Source organism: Plantactinospora sp. KLBMP9567 (genome assembly GCF_033446045.1).
Taxonomy (GTDB): domain Bacteria; phylum Actinomycetota; class Actinomycetes; order Mycobacteriales; family Micromonosporaceae; genus Plantactinospora.
The window spans coordinates 1-19,854 of sequence record NZ_JAWQRR010000020.1; the positions used below are offsets into that span (position 1 = coordinate 1).

General features: G+C 72.8%; 17 protein-coding genes. 11 read left to right on the top strand and 6 right to left on the bottom strand.

Annotation, left to right across the window (positions count from 1 at the left end):
• Positions 1-2,104, bottom strand: a 2,104-nt coding sequence (locus R6Y94_RS15000) for an MMPL family transporter (RefSeq protein WP_318396456.1), incomplete at its 3' end; no start/stop codon positions are given.
• Between the two features lie 299 nt (positions 2,105-2,403).
• On the opposite strand from R6Y94_RS15000, the gene R6Y94_RS15005 reads away from it, so the two are divergent.
• The 4 genes from R6Y94_RS15005 (at position 2,404) to R6Y94_RS15020 (ending at position 5,941) form a co-directional block, all read left to right on the top strand.
• Positions 2,404-3,705, top strand: coding sequence for a sensor histidine kinase (locus tag R6Y94_RS15005; RefSeq protein ID WP_318396457.1), 1,302 nt, complete (start codon positions 2,404-2,406; stop codon positions 3,703-3,705).
• On the top strand, positions 3,657-4,301 hold the full coding sequence (locus R6Y94_RS15010) for a response regulator transcription factor (protein ID WP_318396458.1): 645 nt from the start codon (positions 3,657-3,659) through the stop codon (positions 4,299-4,301). Before R6Y94_RS15005 ends, R6Y94_RS15010 begins: the two co-directional genes overlap by 49 nt.
• 210 nt (positions 4,302-4,511) lie before the next feature.
• Entirely contained in the window at positions 4,512-5,717 is a 1,206-nt protein-coding gene (locus R6Y94_RS15015; RefSeq protein WP_318396459.1) for a cytochrome P450, read from the top strand.
• A complete protein-coding gene (locus tag R6Y94_RS15020) occupies positions 5,714-5,941 on the top strand; it encodes a ferredoxin (protein ID WP_318396460.1) in 228 nt (75 codons plus the stop codon). The genes R6Y94_RS15015 and R6Y94_RS15020 overlap by 4 nt, the downstream gene beginning before the upstream one ends.
• Before the next feature lie 146 nt (positions 5,942-6,087).
• Here R6Y94_RS15020 and R6Y94_RS15025 read toward each other — a convergent pair whose 3' ends face one another.
• Entirely contained in the window at positions 6,088-6,939 is an 852-nt protein-coding gene (locus R6Y94_RS15025; protein WP_318396461.1) for an alpha/beta hydrolase, read from the bottom strand.
• A 285-nt stretch (positions 6,940-7,224) separates the two neighbouring features.
• Here R6Y94_RS15025 and R6Y94_RS15030 point away from each other — a divergent pair, with 285 nt between their 5' ends.
• A complete protein-coding gene (locus tag R6Y94_RS15030; protein ID WP_318396462.1) occupies positions 7,225-8,001 on the top strand; it encodes an alpha/beta hydrolase in 777 nt (258 codons plus the stop codon).
• A 162-nt stretch (positions 8,002-8,163) separates the two neighbouring features.
• On the opposite strand, the gene R6Y94_RS15035 is transcribed toward R6Y94_RS15030, so the two are convergent.
• Positions 8,164-8,472 carry a hypothetical protein gene (locus R6Y94_RS15035; protein WP_318396463.1) on the bottom strand — a complete coding sequence of 103 codons (309 nt, stop codon included), beginning with the start codon at positions 8,470-8,472 and terminating at the stop codon, positions 8,164-8,166.
• A gap of 588 nt (positions 8,473-9,060) precedes the next feature.
• On the opposite strand from R6Y94_RS15035, the gene R6Y94_RS15040 reads away from it, so the two are divergent.
• The gene (locus R6Y94_RS15040; protein ID WP_318396464.1) at positions 9,061-9,840 is read left to right on the top strand and encodes a helix-turn-helix transcriptional regulator; all 780 of its coding nucleotides are present in this window, start codon (positions 9,061-9,063) and stop codon (positions 9,838-9,840) included.
• Positions 9,837-10,025, top strand: coding sequence for a DUF397 domain-containing protein (locus tag R6Y94_RS15045; protein ID WP_318396465.1), 189 nt, complete (start codon positions 9,837-9,839; stop codon positions 10,023-10,025). The genes R6Y94_RS15040 and R6Y94_RS15045 overlap by 4 nt, the downstream gene beginning before the upstream one ends.
• 36 nt (positions 10,026-10,061) lie before the next feature.
• Here the strand turns inward: R6Y94_RS15045 and R6Y94_RS15050 are convergent, their stop codons facing one another.
• Entirely contained in the window at positions 10,062-11,990 is a 1,929-nt protein-coding gene (locus R6Y94_RS15050; RefSeq protein ID WP_318396466.1) for an Hsp70 family protein, read from the bottom strand.
• A 217-nt stretch (positions 11,991-12,207) separates the two neighbouring features.
• Positions 12,208-13,602: a PLP-dependent aminotransferase family protein gene (locus tag R6Y94_RS15055; protein WP_318396467.1), complete on the bottom strand. Its 1,395-nt coding sequence runs from the start codon at positions 13,600-13,602 to the stop codon at positions 12,208-12,210.
• Here R6Y94_RS15055 and R6Y94_RS15060 point away from each other — a divergent pair.
• The 3 genes from R6Y94_RS15060 (at position 13,601) to R6Y94_RS15070 (ending at position 16,492) form a co-directional block, all read left to right on the top strand.
• Complete coding sequence (locus R6Y94_RS15060; RefSeq protein WP_318396468.1) at positions 13,601-14,533, top strand: DMT family transporter; 933 nt, start codon at positions 13,601-13,603, stop codon at positions 14,531-14,533. The two genes, R6Y94_RS15055 and R6Y94_RS15060, sit on opposite strands and share 2 nt — an antisense overlap.
• A 114-nt stretch (positions 14,534-14,647) precedes the next feature.
• Positions 14,648-15,085: an RpiB/LacA/LacB family sugar-phosphate isomerase gene (locus R6Y94_RS15065; protein WP_318396469.1), complete on the top strand. Its 438-nt coding sequence runs from the start codon at positions 14,648-14,650 to the stop codon at positions 15,083-15,085.
• Positions 15,086-15,178: 93 nt separating this feature from the next.
• Positions 15,179-16,492, top strand: a complete 1,314-nt coding sequence (locus tag R6Y94_RS15070; RefSeq protein ID WP_318396470.1) for an NAD(P)/FAD-dependent oxidoreductase — start codon at positions 15,179-15,181, stop codon at positions 16,490-16,492.
• 346 nt (positions 16,493-16,838) lie between these two features.
• Here the strand turns inward: R6Y94_RS15070 and R6Y94_RS15075 are convergent, their stop codons facing one another.
• Complete coding sequence (locus R6Y94_RS15075) at positions 16,839-17,282, bottom strand: PPC domain-containing DNA-binding protein (protein ID WP_318396471.1); 444 nt, start codon at positions 17,280-17,282, stop codon at positions 16,839-16,841.
• A 384-nt stretch (positions 17,283-17,666) separates the two neighbouring features.
• Here R6Y94_RS15075 and R6Y94_RS15080 point away from each other — a divergent pair, with 384 nt between their 5' ends.
• Complete coding sequence (locus R6Y94_RS15080; RefSeq protein ID WP_318396472.1) at positions 17,667-19,826, top strand: glycogen debranching N-terminal domain-containing protein; 2,160 nt, start codon at positions 17,667-17,669, stop codon at positions 19,824-19,826.
• The last annotated feature ends 28 nt before the right edge of the window (positions 19,827-19,854 follow it).

The following is a 19,854-nucleotide window of genomic DNA, read 5'->3' on the forward strand; positions in this document are numbered from 1 at the left end:
ACACCACGGCCGCCGGGACCGGATCGACCGGTCTCGGCGCGGCCGGCGGCGCCGCACGCCGGGACAGCCGGCCCGGCCACCAGGTGGCGGGTCCGACCGAGAGCGCCAGTGCCGGAACCAGCAGGCTGCGCACCAGGAACGTGTCGATGAGTACGCCCACCGCGACGATCACCCCGGTCTGCACCGACGGCACCAGCGGCATCACACTCAACGCGGCGAAGGTGGTCGCCAGCACCACCCCGGCGCTGGTGATCACACCGCCGGTGACCGTCAGCGCGTGCAGTACGCCCCGCCGGTGCCCCAGCACGGCGACCTCCTCCCGGGCCCGGGTCATCAGGAAGATGGTGTAATCGACGCCGAGCGCGACCAGGAACAGGAACGTCTGCAACGGCAGCGCCACCCAGAGCCTCGGGTGGCCCAGCGCGTCGAGGATCAGCCCGGCCGCACCCAGCGCGGCGACGTACGACAGCACCACGCTGGCCATCAGCAGCAGGGGCGCGACCAGAGCCCGGAGCAGCACCACCAGCACGAGGAAGACCACGAGCAGGATCAGTGGCATCACCACCCGGTCGTCCCGGGCGGTGACCCGGTCGGTGTCCAACTGGTACGCGGTCTCGCCGCCGACCAGCGCGTCGGCGCCGGGCACCGCCCGCAGCGCGGTACGCAGCCGGTCGACGCTCTCCTTCGCCGCCTCGGTGCCCGGGTCGTCGGCCAGTACCGCCGGAATCCGTACCCACCGGCCGTCGGCGGAGCGCTCCGCCGGGCCGACCTCGGCGATGCCGTCGACGCCCCGGGCCACCTGGGCCACCTGGTCGGCGCTGCCCGCACCGGCCACGATCTCCGCCGGCGCGAGCTGGCCGGCCGGCCAGTGCGCCTCGACCATCCGTTGACCGGTGACCGAACCGACCTCCCGGGTGAAGAACTCGTCACCGGGCAGGCCGATGCTGAGGTTGCCGATCCCGAGCACGAGTACCCCGAGCGCGAGCGTGCTGCCGATCCAGGTGGTCCTGGGCCGGCGGCCGACGAACCGGGCCACCCGGGCCCAGCCACGGTGGTCCTCGGCGACGTCGTGCCCGGCCAGGCCGACGGTGTAGCGCGGCACGAACGGCCAGAACACCCAGCGGCCGAAGAGCACCAGTACCGCCGGCAGCAGGGTGGCCATCGCGACCAGGGTGGCGGCGATGCCGACCGCGCCGACCGGGCCGAGTCCCCGGGTCGACGGCAGGTCGGCGGCGAGCAGGCAGAGCAGCCCGGCACCGACCGTGGCGGCCGAGGCGCACATCGCCGGGAAGGAGCGGCGCAGCGCCAGCGCCATCGCCTCGTGCCGGTCCTCGTGCCGCCGCAACTCCTCCCGGTAGCGGGCGACGATCAGCAGCGCGTAGTCCACCCCGACGCCGAGGACCAGCACGGTCAGGATGTTCTGGCTCTGGAAGTCGACGGTGAGCCCGGCGTACTCGGCGAGGAGGTAGACCACCGCGCTGGCCACCTGACTGGCTATCCCGGCGGTGAGCAGCGGGATCAACCAGAGCACCGGGCTGCGGTAGGTGACCAGCAGCAGCAGCGCCACCGCGCCGATCGTGGCGAACAGCAGCGTGTGGTCCATCCCGCCGAACGCGTCGAAGAGGTCCTCCTCGGCCCCGGCCGACCCGGTCAGTGCGGTACGCGGGCCGTCCGGCCCGCCGTCGCCCAGCCGCTGCCGGATCTCACCGACCGCCGCCGACTGCGCCTCGTCGGTGCCGGCGAGCGGAAAGGAGAGCAGCAGCGCCCGGCCGTCGTCGCTGGGCAGTTCGGGCGGGACGATCCCGTCGACCGCGTACCGGGCGAAGGCCGCCCGGTCGGCCGCGACCCTGGCCCGGTCGGCCTCGGTGAGGCCGGTGTCCCGGGCGTACACGGCGACCGCGACCAGCGCGTCCGGTCCGGGGAACGCGGCCTCGGCCCGCGCGGCCGCCCGGCTCGCCTCGGCGCCGCCGGGCAGCGCGCCGAGATTGTCGTTCTGCTGTACCTCGGTGAGCTTCAGCGCGAGCGGGCCGACGATCGCGGCGACGACCACCCAGAGGGCCAGCATCGCGAACTTGGCGCGCCGACCGGCGACGACGCCGGCCAACGAACCTCTTCCAACCTCCCCTTGCGCTCCGGTGGACCGTGAGGTCGAACGCGGGGCGCGAACGTCGCGCGGTTCAGGTTGAAAAGGGTTCAATCGGTGCCTGGACATGGCATGTTCCTCCCGGAACCTGGTAGGACTGCTGGTTCGACCGGCGGGAGTCGCGGCGGGCATCCGGGCCGGACCGGTCATGCCATCGATCCAACGGGCTGGCGGGGCGGGCGGCAGGGGTGGCACGTCCCGAACGACGGTGGTCGTAGCACCACAGATCGGAGTCGGGCGGGTCGACCAGAATGGGGCCCATGGACCCCGCGACCACCACCCGGCTACCACCGGGGCTCCGGCGCCGGCTCATCCAGGCCGGCCAGGCGCTGCTGCTGGCCGTGCTCTCGGTGGGCGCCAACATCGCTCTGCTGGTGCTCTCGGTGCTCTCCCTCGTCTTCACCGTGCTCGGTGCGGGCTTCCTCGCCTTTCCGGCGGTGACCGCCGCGGTACGCGATCTCGCCGACCTCAACCGCCGGATCGCGGGGCGATGGACCGGCCGGGAGGTGCCGAGCCCGTACCGACCGCCGCCGGAGCGGATGACCGTCTGGGCCCGGTACCGGTGGGTGGTGACCGATCCGGCCACCTGGCGGGACCTGCTCTGGCTGCTGGCGTCGATACCCGTCGGGCTGGTGCTCGGGCTGCTGCCGGTCTGCCTGGTGGTCTACGGCCTGGAGGGGCTGCTCGGGGTGCCGGTGCTGCTCTGGGCCCTCGACGTCTGGTACGGCTACGGCGCGGTCTGGCCGGCCGACACCCTCGGCAAGGCGCTGCTGGGGGCGCCGCAGGGTGCCCTGATCCTGCTCCTCGGCGTCTACGCCGGCGACCTGATCCACCGGTTGCATGCCGGCTTCACCCGGGCGCTGCTGGCACCGACCCCGACGGCAGCGCTGCACCGGCGGGTCCGGCAGCTCACCGAGACCCGGTCGCAGACCGTCGACGCGCAGGCCGCCGAGCTGCGCCGGATCGAGCGGGACCTGCACGACGGGGCCCAGGCCCGGCTGGTGGCGCTGAGCATGAGCATCGGGCTCGCCGAGGAACTGATGCGCCGGGATCCCGAGGCGGCCCAGCGGCTGATGGCCGAGGCCCGGGAGGCCAGCGGGCAGGCCCTGGGCGAGCTGCGGGACCTGGTCCGGGGCATCCATCCGCCGGTACTCGCCGAACGCGGGCTGGCCGGTGCGCTCCGGGCGCTCGCGCTGAAGCTGCCGCTGCCGGTCGAGGTCGATGTCGAACTGCCGGGCCGGCCGCTCGCCCCGGTCGAGTCGGCGGTCTACTTCACCGCGGCCGAACTGCTGGCCAACGTCGCCAAGCACAGCGCCGCGCGCAGCGCCTGGCTCCGGCTGCGGCACGGGGACGGCCGGCTGGTCATGGCGGTCGGCGACGACGGCGTCGGCGGGGCCGACCCGGTCGGGGGCACGGGCCTGCGGGGGATCGAACGACGCCTCGCCGCCTTTGATGGCACGATGTTCGTGGCCAGCCCGCCCGGCGGGCCCACGACCGTGACCATGGAGCTGCCGTGCGAGTTGTCATCGCCGAAGACCTCGCCCTGCTCAGAGACGGCTTGACCCGGCTGCTCCAGGCGTTCGACTTCGAGGTCGTCGCTGCGGTCGACAACGGACCGGCGCTGCTGCCGGCGCTGCTCGACCACCGCCCCGACGTGGCGGTGGTCGACGTACGGCTGCCGCCGACCTTCACCGACGAGGGGCTCCAGGCGGCGATCGAGGCGCGTACCCGGATCCGGGGGCTGCCGGTTCTGGTGCTCTCCCAGCACGTCGAGCAGCTCTACGCCCGGGAGCTCCTGGCCGACCGGACCGGTGCGATCGGCTACCTGCTCAAGGACCGGGTCTCCAACGTGGGCCAGTTCGTCGACGCGGTGCGGCGGGTGGCCACCGGCGGCACGGTGATGGACCCGGAGGTGATCGCCGAGCTGCTGGCCAACCGCTCCGGCGCCGAGCCGCTGCACGTTCTCACCGCCCGGGAGCGGGAGGTGCTCGGCCTGATGGCGGAGGGGCGCTCCAACGCGGCGATCGCGGGCCGGCTCTTCGTCACCGAGAAGGCGGTCAGCAAGCACATCAACAGCATCTTCAGCAAGCTGGGCATGCCGCCGTCGGAGGACGACAACCGGCGGGTGCTGGCCGTGTTGGCGTACCTGAACGGCTGACGGGTCAGCGGCGGGCCGGCACGGGCCGGCGGACGGAACCGGGTGCACGATCGTCCAATGTGACCAATGGAATTGATCAGCGTAATTCGCTACTATCCGCCATCAGTGCCTTACCCGGCGCCAATGGTCCGATCGTACTGATCACCGCGGGTCAAGCCGATCGTCACCAACCGTCGCGCCGACCGCGCCCGCTCGACGGAGGGATCCGAGATGACGGACAGCCGGCAGGCGACCGCCCGCCCGTACCCGTTCGCCGCCCCCGACCGGCTCAACCTCGACCCGCTCTACGCCCGACTGCGCCGCGACGAGCCGCTGATCCGGGTGCGGCTGCCGTTCGGCGAGGAGGCCTGGCTCGCCACCCGCTACTCCGACGTCCGGACCGTGCTCGGCGACGCCCGGTTCAGCCGCGCTGCGGGGGTCGGGCGCGACCAGCCCCGGACCATGCCCCGGCAACCGGAGCTGGGCATGCTCGGGATGGACCCGCCCGACCACACCCGGCTGCGCCGGCTGGTGGCGAAGGCGTTCACCGCGCGCCGGGTGGAACTGCTCCGGACCCGTGCCGAGGAGATCGCCGACGGCCTGGTCGACGAGATGGTCAAGGCCGGTCCCCCGGTCGACCTGGTCGAGCACTTCGCCACCCCGCTGCCGATCCAGGTCATCTGCGAGCTGCTCGGCGTCCCGTTCGCCGACCGGGACAGGTTTCACACCTGGTCGGAGGCGATCGTCTCGACCACCTCGCTGGGCCCGGAGCAGATCCAGGAATATCTGGACAGCCTCTGGGGCTACATCGGGGAGCTGGTCGCGGTCCGCCGCCGGGAGCCGATCGACGACCTGCTCGGCGCGATGGTCCGGGCCCGGGACGAGAACGAGGACCGGCTCACCGAACAGGAGCTGGTGCAGCTCGCCGCCGGCCTGCTCGCGGCCGGGCACGAGACGACCGTGACCCAGATCCCGAACTTCGTCTACGTACTGTTGGAGAACCCGTCGGAGCTGGCCCGGCTGCGCTCGGATCCCGCGCTGATCCCGAGCGCCGTCGAGGAGCTGATGCGCTACGTGCCCCTCGGCGCGGCGGCCGCCTTCCCCCGGTACGCGACCGAGGACATCGAGCTCGGCGGCGTACTCGTCCGGGCCGGTGAGCCGGTGCTCCCGGCGGTCGGCTCGGCCAACCGGGACGCCACCGTCTTCGCCGACCCGGACCGGCTCGACCTGGGCCGGGAGGTGAATCCGCACGTCGGCTTCGGCCACGGCGTGCACCACTGCGTCGGCGCGCAGCTCGCCCGGATGGAGTTGCAAGTGGCGATCGGCACCCTGATCGGCCGCCTGCCCGGCCTGCGGCTGGCGGTGCCGCAGTCGGAGGTGCCGTGGAAGAGCGGCCTGCTGGTACGCGGACCGCTCGCGTTGCCGGTGACCTGGTGAGCACCGCCTGGCGGGTCAGCGTCGACCTGGACCGCTGCATTGGCTCGGGGATCTGTGCCGGCATGGCGCCCGGGCACTTCCGGCTCGTCGACGGCTTGTCGACCCCGCTGGCCGAGACCGTCGACCCGGCCGACCCGGTGGTCGACGCGGCCGAGTCCTGCCCGGTCGAGGCGATCCTGGTACGGGACGCGAGCGACCAGCGGCTCATCGCCCCCGAGCCGTGACGGCCGACCGCGGCGAGTCCGGACGGCCGACCGCCCCCGACCCTCGACGCTCGTCGCGCCCAGGTCGTGGCATGCACCGTCCGGCGCCGCGCGGCGCCGGACGGTGGGGTCGGCCCGGACGACAGCCCGCCCCGGGACGGACCTGCTCAGAGGAGCGCGTCGACGGGGGTCCTGATGAAGTCGAGCAACGCCTGGTTGATCTCGTCGGCATGGGTCCACGGGATGCCGTGCGGTGCACCCTTCAGGGTGACAAGCTGGCTGTTCGGCATCGCCGCGTGCATCCGCTGCCCGGTCACCGGATAGGGCAGTACCCGGTCCGCGTCGCCCTGGATGATCAACGCCGGTACGTCGATCCGGGGCAGGTCCTGGCGGAAGTCGGTGAGCCAGGCGGGAATGCAGGCCAGCGTGCCGATCGGCGAGGCGCTCACCGCCACGTTCCAGTTCATCCGGACCACATCCTCGCTGACCCGTTTGCCGAGGTTCTCGTCGAGGTTGTAGAAGTCGTGCAGGAACGACGTGTGGTACTTGGCCCGGTCGGTGATCACACTCTGCATGAAGCCGTCGAAGAGGCTCTGGTCGACACCTTCCGGGTTGTCCTCCGTCTTGAGCAGGAATGGCGGGATCGGCGAGACGAAGACGGCCCGGTTCACCCGGGCTGAGCCGTAGTTGGAGATGTAGCGCGCCACCTCGCCGGTGCCCATCGAGTGGCCGACCAGTATCGCGTCGGTGAGGTCCAGCTCGTTCATCAGGATGCTGAGGTCGGCGGCGAAGGTGTCGTAGTCGTATCCCACCGCCGGCTGGCTCGACGTGCCGAATCCCCGACGGTCGTAGGTGATCGTCCGATAGCCGGCGTTGAGCAGCGGGTTGATCTGTTTCTCCCAGGCCGCCCCGCTGAACGGAAAGCCGTGGATGAGCACCACCGGCTGCCCGGCGCCATGATCCTCGTAGTGCAGATCGATGGGCGCGGAGTTCTCCACGCCGACAGTCAGATAGGGCACCCGACTCTTCCCTTCCCCCGTGTTCGCCCGCCGGGCGCGGCGGTCGCATCGGCCGGCAGCACGACCGCGGCGAGCCGGCGCCGCGATGCGGCGAGCCGCCATGTCTCGGTGAAACGCCGCACCCCGGCGACAATTGCACTAATTGTCGAATTTGCCGGCCTCGGCCAGCCTATCGAGTCCACCCTCGCCACACCGGCGGGATGGCGATATTCGTCCCTGCGCCGTACGCCGCCGGGCGGCGATATTCGATGGTGGACCCCGCGGGCCCGGCCTAGGGTGCCCGCAATGACGCTTGCACACGATGTTGCCGGAGACGGCCCCGCCGTCCTGCTGCTGCACTCCTCCGTCTGCGACCGCCGGATGTGGGACCCCCAGTGGCCCGCCCTGCGCGACGCCGGCTACCAGGTGATCCGCTGTGATTTCCGGGGCTTCGGCGAGACCCCGGTGCCGGACCGCCCCTACTCCGAGCCCCAGGACGTGCGCGACCTGCTGGATGCGCTCCGGATCGACCGGGTGGCACTGGTCGCCGCCTCGTTCGGCGGTCTGGTGGGGCTGGAGGTGGCCGCCCGGTGGCCGGACCGGGTGGAGACGCTGGCGCTGCTCTGCACCGGCATGCCGGGCCACGTTCCCGGCCCGGAGCTGCGGGCCTTCGGCCGACGCGAGGATGAGCTGCTCGAGGCCGGCGACGTCGCGGGCGCCGTCGAGCTGAACATCGCGACCTTCCTGGGGCCGGAGGCGGACGAGGCGACCCGGGATCGGGTACGCGAGATGCAGCGGCACGCCTTCGAGGTGCAACTCGCCGCCACCGAGGAGGTCCCGCGCCTCGATCTCGGCGAGCCCGACCTCGGGAAGATCACAGCGCCCTGCCTCGCCGTCTCCGGCCGCCACGACCTGCTGGATTTCCGGCAGATCGCCGCCCAGCTGCCCGAGTTGCTGCCGCAGGCCCGGCACCTCGAACTCCCCTGGGCCGGTCACCTGCCCAGCCTGGAACGACCCGCCGAGGTCACCGCCCTGCTCGTCGACTTCCTCCGCGAGACCCGGCCACGGTCCCCCGCGCGCTGACCCGCCCCGGCCGCTGCAGCGCTGCAGCGCACACCCGGGACCGGGAAGCCAGACCGGAGCAGGGCTGAACCGGGCCAGGCAGGCCGATCACGGGCAGGCCGATCACGGGCAGGCCGATCACGGGCAGGCCGATCACGGGCAGGCCGATCGTCGGCCGAGGCGTCAGGGCTCGCGGGCGGCGGGTAGCCACCCCAGGAACCGGGTGGCCAGGGCGAGCGGCGCGGCTTTCGGCTGGTCGGTGAGCGCGGTCACGAGCTTTTCCCCGAGGTGCCGGCGGAGCCCCGCCGGATCGGCCCGGTAGCGGAAGAGCAGCGCCAGTCGCGCCGCCGAGCAGGGCCACAACGCGCCGCAGCCGCGACAGCGGAACAGCGGTCGCATCGGGGTGTGCGGACGGAACCGGGCGTGCGGCAGTGGGAAGACACTCAACGGCACGGCGCCGTCTCCCATCTCGACGCTGGACCACTCAGCCACACCGGTGCGGGCAGCGGCAGCGCCGAGCCACGCCGGAGCCGGCGCTTCACATCCGCTCGGTACGCCGGCCGTCGCGCCCGGCCTTGCCACCGACCGGAATCGCGGCGCGACCGCCGACCGGCTGGACCCGAACGTTGCGTGCTCGTTGGTCCGGCCCGGTCCGGACCGGCCGCTGGTTCGCGCTGCGGGACCGGGGCGCCGGAGGCGGCGGCTCGGGTACGACCGTCCCGGGGCGCCCGGCACCGGGCGGCGGCAGTATCGAGTACGGGCAACGCCAGCGCAGGCCGCACCGACAACGCAACCACAGTCGCCGCCAGTCCCGCCGATGTAATGGCTTCTTTCCGCGCCGCCAATTCATGATGATCTCCCTTTCGTGCAGGAATTGGAGCGGGGATGTGACGCCCGGCTCCGCACCGTGGTCTCATCCCCGCGCGCCCCCGCCCGTCCTTTTCGACGTGTTACCGCCGTGGACCCGAGCGAAACCGCTTGGCTTCCACCCTGGACGGTTCCGCACAGGTGGCGGAAGATGTGCGGGACGCACAGCGGCCCGATAGTGCGGATAACGCCGTGGATAAGGAGACGATAAAGGTGAGTACCCTTCCGGTAATCCTCAAGCGACTCCGCGCCGAGCGTGCCGTGACCCAGGAACAGGTCGGCGAGGCGACCCAGGTCAGCGGCTCGTTGATCGCCGCCTTCGAGACGAGTCGACTCCTGCCGCAGGCGGATACGGCGGAACGGTTGGACGCCTACTTCGGCACCGGAGACGAGATCCGGAAGTCGTCGGCCGAGGCCCGGAAACAGGGCCGCCCGGCACCGTTGTGGTTCCGCCCGTGGCGGCAGGTGGAGGACACCGCCAGCACCCTTCGCTATTTCGATTTCAGTCTGATTCCCGGCCTGCTGCAAACCGAGGCGTACGCCCGATCGGTCCTCGACAGCGGTTTACGCAGTGCCCGGGAGGTCGAGGAACAGTTGGCGGCTCGGATGGAGCGGCAGGTCGCCGTGCTCGACCGCGAGGATCCGCCGGTCTGCGCCTTCGTGCTGGACGTCGCCGCGCTGCGCTGCGGCGACCCGCAACTGGCCAAGGCGCAGTTGCTGCACCTGGCGGACACCGGCGCCCGGCCCGGGATCTTCGTCCGGGTCGTCCCGGAGACGGTGGGAATGTATCCAGGCCGCTCGGGCGGGTTCGCGCTCGGCACCCTCGACACCGGTGGCATGGTCGGCTATCTGGAAGACTTCTTCGAGGGGCGGGTGCTCGCCGAACCGGGGCGGGTGACCGCGCTGGACCGGACGTGGCAGGCCGTCAGCGCGGTAGCGTTGCCGTGCGACCAGTCACAAGACCTGATTCTGAGGATGGTGAGAGACCTGTGACGACCGACAGTCCTCGGTGGCGCACCTCGCGGCGGAGCAACCAGTCCGGCGGCAACTGCGTCGAGGTCGCCGACAACCTGCCGGGCCGGGTACTGGTCCGGGACAGCAAGGACCGCCCGGGACCGCTGCTGGCGTTCGCGCCGGACGCCTGGCGCCGCTTCGTCCGCGACATCGCCGTACCCTGACCGGCCGCCCGCCGTCGTCCGAACGCTACTGACGCCTCACCGCGACGGCCGCCCGGCGAGCCACGCCGCGGGCCAGGCCAGCAACAGGACGAAGGGGTACGCGAACAGCGTGTCGACCACCGCCCGGCTCAGCGGTGGATGGGCGTACCAGTCGAAGATCCAGTGCAGTAGCGGGCTCGGCAGCATGCCGGCGGCGACGACGATGGCGACGATCGTGCCCCGGCTGCCCAGCCGTCTGGTCGCGGCCAGCGCCGCCTCGATGGCGAGACCGGCGGCGAGGCAGCCGCCGACCAGCGTCACGAACCAGATGTCGGGGTTGTGCTCCCAGTAGTAGAAATCAACCGGAGTCCCCCACGGCAGGTCGAAGTCGTTTTCGTCGTTCTGGTCGAACCGCGCCACCGCGATGCCGACGAACCCGGCGACGACACCGGAGACTGCCTGCGCGGCGAAGGCGGTGCCACGCCGACGAGTTAACAGCCCGGCCAGCAGGCCCGCCACGGGCAGGAGCTGCCAGGGGTACCGGCGTGTCCAGTAGGGGATCGGATCGTCGAACCCGGCAACGAGCGGGTAAGCCATCATCGCGGCGCCCACCAGGGCGCCGAGCAGCAGCACGATGGCGAGGGCGACCACCGGCCGGCGTGCCGACGAGGGCGGGTCGGCCGTGGCCGGCCGCCCTGCGGTCGGTGTGGCGGCTGCCGCACCCGGCACGGCCGCTGCCACCGGCGGGGCGGCCCCCGCAGCGGACGGCACGATCGCTGCCGGCGGCGGCGCGACCGGTGCCGTCGGCAGCGCGACCGGTGCCGTCGGCAGCGCGACCGGTGCCGTCGGCGGCACGACGGGCGCCGCGCTGGCCGGTGCCGGTTGGGTCTGGACCGGAAGCGGCGGACGAGGTGCGGCGGCGTCCACATCGGAGGGAACCCGGAGGCTGCCGTGGGCGACAACCAGCTCCGGCTGGTCGATGACCGTCGGCGCCACCCCGAGTGCCCGGTGCAGCATGGTGGCGACCAGCGGGATCCGGCTGGACCCGCCGACCAGGAAGACCCCGACCAGTCGGTCGGCGGCGACGCCGCTGGCGACGAGCGTCGATGTGGTCAGGGCCACCGTCCGGTCCAGCAGCGGCCGTGCCAACTGCTCGAACTCGTCGCGGGTGAGGTGGATGTCGCGATCCAGCCCGGGTAGCACGATCGACGCCGTGGCGACCCGGCTGAGCTGCTCCTTGGCGGCGCGTGCCTCCTGCTGCACGAGCTGTCGCCAACGAAGCGCGACGAGCGCGGTGCCGCGAGCGGAAGTCTCGATGCCGGCGTGGGCGGCCATCCAGTCGACGATCGCGGCGTCGACGTCCACCCCGCCGACGTCGTCCAGCCCGGCCGTGGCCAGCACCGCCCAGTCGCCGTCGGCCGTCCGTCGCACCGCGCTGACGTCGAACGTCCCGCCCCCGAGGTCGTACACCATGAGGGTGTTGCCCGGCTTCACCCGGTGGCCGAGCACCTCGGTGAAGTACAGCGCCGCGGCGACCGGCTCGGCCACCAGCCGGACCGTGCCCAGCCCCGCGCCGGTCGCGGCCTCCGCCAGTACCGCACGACGCCGGACACCCCAGCTCGCCGGGTGGGTCAGCACCACCGGCCGGGGTACGGTGCCGAGCGCGCGCCGCGCGGTCTGGGCCACCCGGGCGAGCACCGCTCGGACCGCCTCTCCTACCGGTGTCTCGACATCGCCCAGCAGCAGTGTCCCGTCGTCGACGCGGCGCTTGGGATTGGGCTCCAGACGGCCGGGATCGAGCCGCGAGCCGCGCAGCGCGTCGTGACCGACCAGCAGGTGACCGTCCGGCTGCGCCAACACTGCCGAAGGCAGCAGCGGCGACGCGTCGAAGAGCAGCGACTCGATCCGGTCGCCCGGCATCCGTAGCGCGGCCACGGTGTGCGAGGTGCCGAAGTCGATCCCGAGGGCGGCTGGCGTGGCGGACACCCAACGGACGGTATCAATGGCGGAACAGCGCCACCCGGACCGTGGGTCACGTCGCCGTCGCCGTCGGCGTCGGCTGCCGCGGCCGCTGGCGACGGCGGCAACGACGACGGCGTTTCGAGCGTGGTCGTCTGGCACTCTCGACTGGACGGTGCCGCGCCGGTCGGCCCACCGCCGGGCGCCGCGCCGCCAGCCGGCCTGACCGGTCGCTGTCTCCGGCTCAGCAGGTACGGAGGGCGCGGGCCAGGCGGCGGACGGCCTCGTCCATCAGTTCGGGCGGGGCGGCGGCGTAGCTGAGGCGCAGGTGTGGGGCCGGGGGTTCGGCGGCGTACCAGGGGCGGCCGGGAAAGACGACCACCCCCTGGGCGGCCGCGGCGGTGGCCAGCGCGACGTCGTCGGTGCCCTCGGGCAGCCGGGTCCACAGGTGCATGCCACCGCGCGGGACCGGCTGCCCGGCGAGTTCCGGGAGGTGCCGGCGGAGCGCGGTCAGCAGCGCCTCCCGGCGGTTCCGTAGCGCGGTGCGCAGGGCCCGGCGGTGCCGTGCCCAGGCGGGTGCGCTGACGAACTCCAGGGTGGCCTGTTGCAGCGGACCGGCGACGAAGAGGTCGTCGCGCAGCCGGGCGGTACGCAGTCGGGCGCCGGCCGGGCCACGGGCGCCGATGGCGGCGACGCGCAGCCCGGGAGCCGTCGACTTGGTCAGTGAGCGCAGGTAGACGACGTGCCCGTCGGGGTCGTCGGCGGCCAGCGGCGGTGGAGGCTCCCCGTCGATGGTGAGGTCGCGGGCGTAGTCGTCCTCGATCAGGAACGCCCCGGCGTCGCGTACCGCCTCGGCGACCTGAGCCCGGCGGTGGGCTGCCAGTGTCGCGCCGTGCGGGTTGGCGTACAGCGGCTGGCAGTAGCACAGCCGGGCGCCGGTACGGGCGAACGCGGCGGCGAGTTGGTCGGGCCGTACGCCGTCGGCGTCGGCGGGTACCGGCACCACCCGCAGGCCGGCCGCCTGCGCGGTGGCCAGTGCGCCGAGGTAGGTCGGCGACTCGACGAGCAGGGTGTCGCCGGGAGTGCTGAGCGCGCGCAGCGCCGTCGACAGCCCGGCCTGTCCGCCGGGACAGACGACCATGTCGTCGGCGCGCAGTCCGGCCCCGGCCTCCCGGGCGAACCAGGCGCGCAGGTCCTCGCGCCCCTCGGCCGGTCCACGCTGCCAGGACGCGGGTTGCCGGGCGGCACGGGTGAGCGCGGCGCCGAGCGCGGCGGCCGGCTGGAGATCGGCGTCGAGGTATCCACCGGAGAGCGGAATCGCGCCGGTTGGCGGTAACGCGAGTAACGCCTGCATCTCCTCCTCGCCGGGCCGGCGGTGCCCGAGCGCGACGGTCTGCCAGGACAGGTCGGGGGCGGGTGGCCGTTGCGGCGGGGCGGCCACGAAGGTGCCCTTGCCGGATCGCGCCTCGACCAACCCCTCCGCCACCAGTTGCCGGATCGCCCGGGCCACGGTGACCGGCGAGGCATGGTGCCGGGCGGTCAGGTCGCGTACCGAGGGAAGCCGCGTGCCGGGGGGCGCGACAGCCGCGAGGTCACGCAGATCTTGGACAACGCGTTCAGCAGCGTTACCGTGGTTCATGAGGGGTCAGAGTAGCGCTACTGTCAAGACCACGGTAACGGCGGATCGGGTGGTCGGCCTCGTCCTCGGCGCCCTGGGCGTGCTCGCCTTCAGCATGTCGCTGCCGGCCACCCGGGTCGCGGTGCGACAGCTCGACCCGTGGTTCGTCGCCTTCGGCCGGGCCGTCGGCGCGGCACTGCTGGCATGGGCGTACCTGCGGGCCACCGGCGCGCCACGCCCGACCCCCGGTCAGTGGCGGCGGCTGTCGATCGTCGCCCTCGGCGTCGTCGTCGGCTTCCCGCTGTTCACCTCGCTCGCACTCGTCACCCAGACCTCCGCGCACGGCGCGGTCGTCATCACGGTGCTGCCCGCGATGACCGCCGTCTTCGCGGTACTGCGGGCCGGCGAGCGTCCCCCACCGCTGTTCTGGGTCGCCAGCGCCGCCGGACTACTGGCGGTGCTCGGCTTCCTCGCCGCCAGTGGTGCCGTACAGGGTGCCCTGTCCCTGGCCGATCTGTTCCTGCTCGCGGCGGTCGTGCTCTGCGGCCTCGGGTACGCCGAGGGCGGCGCGCTCGCCCGCGAACTGGGCGGCGCCCGGACGATCTGTTGGGCCCTGCTGCTCTCGCTGCCCGTCACCGGGCCCGTCACGGTCGTCGCCGCCCTGGCCGATCCGCCGCACGCCGACACCGTGGCCTGGTCCGCGTTCGGCTACCTCGCCCTGGTCTCCATGTTCCTGGGTTTCTTCGCCTGGTACGCGGGCCTGGCCCGGGGCGGCATCGCACAGGTGGGCCAGATCCAGCTCGCGCAGCCGGTGCTCACCCTGGTCTGGTCGGCGCTGCTGCTCGGCGAGACCGTCACCCCGGCCTCGATCGGGGCAGCGCTGGTGGTGCTGGCCTGCGTCGTGCTGATCCAGCACACCCGGCCTCGGGTACCGGCCGTGGTCGGCCGATGACAGCGAACGGAAAGGGGTGGCGGCCCAACGTGTCCAGCGGTCCGATGTGGGGCGCCGTGGAACCGGTGATCGCACGGCACCCGGCCCGGGCGCGAGCGACCGTATGCTGACCGGATGCGAATCGCCTTCGGCGCCGACGACGAGAACGAGGCGACCAGAGCGGTGCTCGACTACCTGTCCGGGCTCGGCGAGGTGATCCGGGTGGCTGGGGACGGTCCGTGGCCCAGGATCGGCGCGGCGGTGGGCCGGGCGGTGACCGAGGGAGGCGCGGACTTCGGCGTCGTGATGTGCTGGACGGGTACCGGCACCGCGATCGCAGCGAACAAGGTCCCGGGGGTACGCGCCGCACTCGCCTGGGAGCCGTGGATCGCGACCGGCGCGCGGCTCTGGAACGACGCCAACGTGCTCGCGCTGAGCCTCAAGCGACTGGCCCCCGACGTCGCCGTCGAGGTGGCCCGGGCGTTCTTCGAGACGCCCCGGCCCGATCCGGACGAGGCGGAGAACATCGCCCGGATCTCGGAACTGGAGCCGGGGCAGAGCCCTTCGCGGTGACCCGGGCCCGTCGACCGGCGATCCGCACCCTCTCCCGCGCACCGCCCGGCCGGTGTCCCGACCGGCCGCACATCCTCCGGAAGGTGGCCTTCAGTGCCGGCACGGGGATACGACGTCATCGTCGTCGGCAGCCGGGTGGCCGGTGCGGCGACCGCCATGCTGCTCGGCCGCCGGGGCCTGCGGGTGCTGGCGGTGGACCGGGCACGCTTTCCCAGTGACACACTCTCGACGCACCAGATCCAGGTGCCGGGTGTCGCCCGGCTGCTCCGGTGGGGCCTGCTGGACCAGCTCGTGACGACCGGAACTCCGGCGACCCGCGAGATCCGGCTCGACCCGGGCGGTGTCGTACTCGCCGGCCGTTATCCCGCACACGACGGCGCCGACGCTCTCTTCAGCCCGCGCCGTACCGTGCTGGATCTCCTGTTGGTCGACGCGGCCCGTGCGGCTGGTGTCGAGGTGCGGGAGGGGTTCGACGTCGACGACCTCGTCTGGGACCAGGGCCGGGTGGTGGGGGTGCGCGGACGGCAACGCGGCGGCGCGCCGGTGACCGAGACGGCGTCGCTGGTGGTCGGCGCCGACGGCAAGCGTTCCATGGTCGCCGCCGCGGTGCGGGCGACCGCATACCGGGAGCGGCCGGCCAGCACGTTCGCCTGCTACACGTACTGGTCAGGGGTCGCCATGTCCGGCGGCGAGCTCTACCAGCGTCCCGGTCGGACCGTGGCTGTCTTCCCCACCAACGACCACCTGACGATCGCCTATCTCGCGGGGCCTGCCGCCGGGTTCCCGGCGTTCCGCGCCGACGTCGAGGGCCACTACCTGGCCACTCTGGACTCCTGTGGCGACCTGGGCGCCCGGGTACGCGCCGGCGAACGGGCCGAACGCTTCCGGCTGACTCCGGACGTGCCGAACGTGTTCCGGGTGCCGCACGGCCCCGGCTGGGCCCCGGTCGGCGACGCGGGCCTGGTCATGGACCCGATCACCGGCCAGGGCATCGGTAACGCGTTCCGGGACGTGGAGCTGCTCGTCGACGCGATCGCCACCGGGTTGGACAGCGGCGGCCGGCTCGGCACCGAGCTGGCGGGGTACCGGGCGTGCCGGGACACCGCTGCCACCCCGATGTACGCCCTCACCCTGGACCTGGCCTCCTTCCGGCCGCCCAGCGCGGTGGACCGACAGTTGTTCGCCGCGCTCCAGGACAGACCGGCCGCCGTCGAGCAGTTCCTCGGGGTACTCTCCGGGGCAGTCCCGATGTCCCGGTTCCGTTCCCCGCGCAACCTGCTGAACCTGCTCGGGCCCCGCGCCCTGACCCGGATTGCCACCGCCGAACTGCGGGGCCGCCTCCGTTTCCGACAGTCCGATCGAGGACGTCTCCCGAGGCAGCAGCCGCACCCGCGTCGGGGCGGCTAGCTCTGGCGGCCGAACTCCCGGACCCGCCCCGGCGGCGGTCGCCCTCGGCGCTCCCGCGCTCCCCGAGGACGACCACCACCGGCCGGCGCAGGCCGGCTACCGGACGCCCGGCTCCACGGTCAGCGGCCCGGCCTCGGCGTCGATGGTGGCCCGGGCACCGAGCGCGGTGGTGAGCTGCCCGGCGAACCGACCCAGCACGCCCCACGATCCGATGGGTGCCGCAGCCGCCGGGCGGCGAAGACGGCCCGCACCCGGGGGGCCGCCGGTACCGTCGGATGGCACCGATGCTGTTGATCGTCCACAAGCGATCACTCCGGTCGCGGCGGCGGCCGGAGCGGTACGCCGGTCAGCCGTAGGCCGTGCCGGTCAACATCGCCACCCCGGTCTCCGGGTCGACCCGCTTGGCCAGCCCCGCCGCGACCTCGGAGACCATCACCTCCAGAGTGGGCCACACCTCGCCGCGCAGCAGGTGGCCGCCGACCGTACCGCCGTCCCGGCGGCCGAGCACGGCGTGCACGTGCAACGCCGGCTCGCCGTGCAGTTCGGCGATGTCGCCGACCAGGGAGAGCACCTCGACCTGCTCCGGTACCGGTATCCGCAGGTAGTCCCGGGCCGCCCGGTCGAAGTAGCCGACCTCGGCGCCGGCGAACCCGCCCACCGCGGTCACCTGGGCCGCGCGGATGCCCCGGCGCCGGGCCACCTCGTTGACGCCTGCCACCGCCTCCTCGCCGGGCTCCATTGCGATCACCACCACCCGACGGCCGTCGGTGGCCAGTTCGACGTCACGCATCTCCCGCCTCCTCGTCTTCGTTCCCGCCCCGTCCTGCCCGCCGGACCGGGCGACATGCCTGCCGACGCCGGGCGACATGTCCGCCGACGCCGGGGGACCTGTCCGCCTGCGCCGGCGGCCGGGGTTGCCGTCTCCGGCGCCGGCTCCCGTGGGTCACCCGGGATCCGGCCGCACCCGGCCCTGGCCGAGCGTCCCGGTGGTCGGGCTGGACCGGCGCCCGATCACCGCGTCCGGCGGCGCAACCGCGCCGAATTCCCCCGTCAGGTACGGGACCGGACAGGCCGACGGGCTCGTTCCCGCGTTCGGCACCGGTGCCGCCCCGGTGCTGCCTAGGCTGGCTTCGACAGGATGGCCACGCTTCTCGTGCGGGCGAAGGGGGCTGCCGTGACGAATGTTGTCCGGCGTCCCACCCCAGCCGATCCGACACCGGGGGTGGTGACGAGCCCCAACGCCCCGAGTTCGGTGGTGCGTACCCAGCCGCCGGAGTTGGGCCCGGACGCGGTCGCGGTGGTGGAAGGCCGGTCGTTCATGGTGAGCAACGCCGCCGGGGACATACCGGTCGGCACCATCGGCGGCCTGGTGCACGACGACACCCGGCTGCTCAGCCAGTGGGAGCTGACCCTGGGTGGGGCGCCACTGCTGATCCTCAGCTCGGGGCTGGTCGACGACGACTCGGCGGCCTTCTTCCTGACCAACTCGGACCTGCCGCACGTGCCGACCAACAGTGTCGGGGTGCGCCGCCAGCGGTTTATCAGCGACGCGATGCAGGAGCGGATCGAGTTGGAGTGCTTCGCCAACGAGGTGCAGTCGGTGCAGCTCCGGCTGCGGGTCGGCACCGACTTCGCCGACCTGTTCGAGATAAAGCAACGGGTCCGGGACCGATCCGCCAGCATCACCCGGGAGCACTCGATCGACGGCTCCCGGCTCTGCTTCACCTATCGCAACGCGGACTTCACCGCGGTCACCGAGATCCAGGTGTCGCCGCCGGCGGACCGGGTGGAGGAGAACGACCTGATCTGGGACCTGCGCCTGCACCCGGGACTCAAGTGGCAGTGTGAGATCTCCGTGACACTCCCCCGCCGGCCGACCGAGCTGCCCTCCCTGCACCGCCGGTTCGGCCAGGGCTTCGACCTGGTCGGCGAGGACCCGACCGACACCTGGCGGGACGACTGCCCCACCCAGGACCTCGACTCCGACCTGCTCAACCGGGTCCTGCACAAGTCCAAGTTGGACCTGGTGGCGCTGCGGATCGAGCAGAACATCGGTGACGAGACCATCGTGCTGCCGGCCGCCGGGCTGCCCTGGTTCCTCACCGTCTTCGGCCGTGACTCACTGGTCACGGCGTACCAGTCACTGTCGTTCGGGCCACGGCTCGCCCGGGGCACCATCCGGTCCCTGGCCAACTACCAGGGCAGCAGACTGGACGACTTCCGGGACGAGGAGCCGGGCAAGATCCTGCACGAGATACGCAGCGGGGAGCTGACCCGTACCGGCGAGAAGCCGCACAACCCGTACTACGGCACCTCCGACGCGACGCAGCTCTGGCTGATCGTGCTCTCCGAGTACTGGCGCTGGACCCTGGACGAGGACTTCGTGCGGCGGTTCCGGAGCAACGTGCACGCCGCGCTGCGCTGGATCGACCACTACGGCGACCTCGACCGGGACGGCTACGTCGAGTACGCCACCCGCTCGCCGCAGGGGCTGGGCAACCACTGCTGGCGGGACTCTCCCGACGGTGTCGCCTACTCCGACGGCACCATCCCGGTGCTGCCGATCGCGACCTGCGAGATCCAGGGCTACACCTACGACGCGAAACTCCGGGTCGCCGAACTCGCCGACGGCCCGCTGGGGGATCCGGAGCTGGCCGAGCGGCTGCGCGCCGACGCGCACCGGCTCCGGGAGCAGTTCAACCGGGACTTCTGGATCGACGAGCGGGGCGGCTACTACGCGATCGGCCTGGACGGCGACAAGCGTCCGATCGACTCGATGACCTCCAACATGGGGCAACTGCTCTGGAGCGGCATCGTGCCGCCGGAGCGGGCCGAGGTGATCGCCGGACAGCTCCTCTCCGGGCACATGTTCTCCGGCTGGGGCATCCGGACCACCTCCACCGAGAACCGGTGCTACAACCCGATCGGCTACCACAGCGGTACGGTCTGGCCGCACGACAACTCGCTGATCGCGCACGGCCTGGCCCGGTACGGGTTCCGCGAGGAGGCGACCCGGGTCATCGTGGCGATGCTGGAGGCGGCCGACTACTCGGCGCACCGTTTGCCGGAGGCGTTCGCCGGCTACGACCGCTCGTACGGGCGCAAGCCGGTGCCGTACCCGACCGCCTGCACGCCGCAGGCCTGGGCCAGCGCGGCGCCGCTGTTGTTCCTCCGTACCCTGCTCGGGCTGGAGGCCCGCGACGGCCAGTTGCTGGTCGACCCGCACCTGCCGGCGGACTTCGGCCGGATCAGGTTGGGTCGGCTCCAGGCCCTCGGCAAACGCTGGGACCTGGAGGCGACCGGCGACCAGAGTTACGTACGGCTGACCCCGTGAGTGCCGCACCAGCGAAAGAGGCAGATAC

What these genes read in the sequence shown, in the direction of transcription:
- R6Y94_RS15005 (WP_318396457.1), top strand. Translation starts at nt 2,404, where the DNA reads ATGGACCCCGCGACCACCACCCGGCTACCACCGGGGCTCCGGCGCCGG.
- R6Y94_RS15015 (WP_318396459.1), top strand. Translation starts at nt 4,512, where the DNA reads ATGACGGACAGCCGGCAGGCGACCGCCCGCCCGTACCCGTTCGCCGCC.
- R6Y94_RS15030 (WP_318396462.1), top strand. Translation starts at nt 7,225, where the DNA reads ATGACGCTTGCACACGATGTTGCCGGAGACGGCCCCGCCGTCCTGCTG.
- R6Y94_RS15060 (WP_318396468.1), top strand. Translation starts at nt 13,601, where the DNA reads ATGAGGGGTCAGAGTAGCGCTACTGTCAAGACCACGGTAACGGCGGAT.
- R6Y94_RS15055 (WP_318396467.1), bottom strand. Translation starts at nt 13,602, where the DNA reads ATGAACCACGGTAACGCTGCTGAACGCGTTGTCCAAGATCTGCGTGAC.
- R6Y94_RS15065 (WP_318396469.1), top strand. Translation starts at nt 14,648, where the DNA reads ATGCGAATCGCCTTCGGCGCCGACGACGAGAACGAGGCGACCAGAGCG.
- R6Y94_RS15075 (WP_318396471.1), bottom strand. Translation starts at nt 17,282, where the DNA reads ATGCGTGACGTCGAACTGGCCACCGACGGCCGTCGGGTGGTGGTGATC.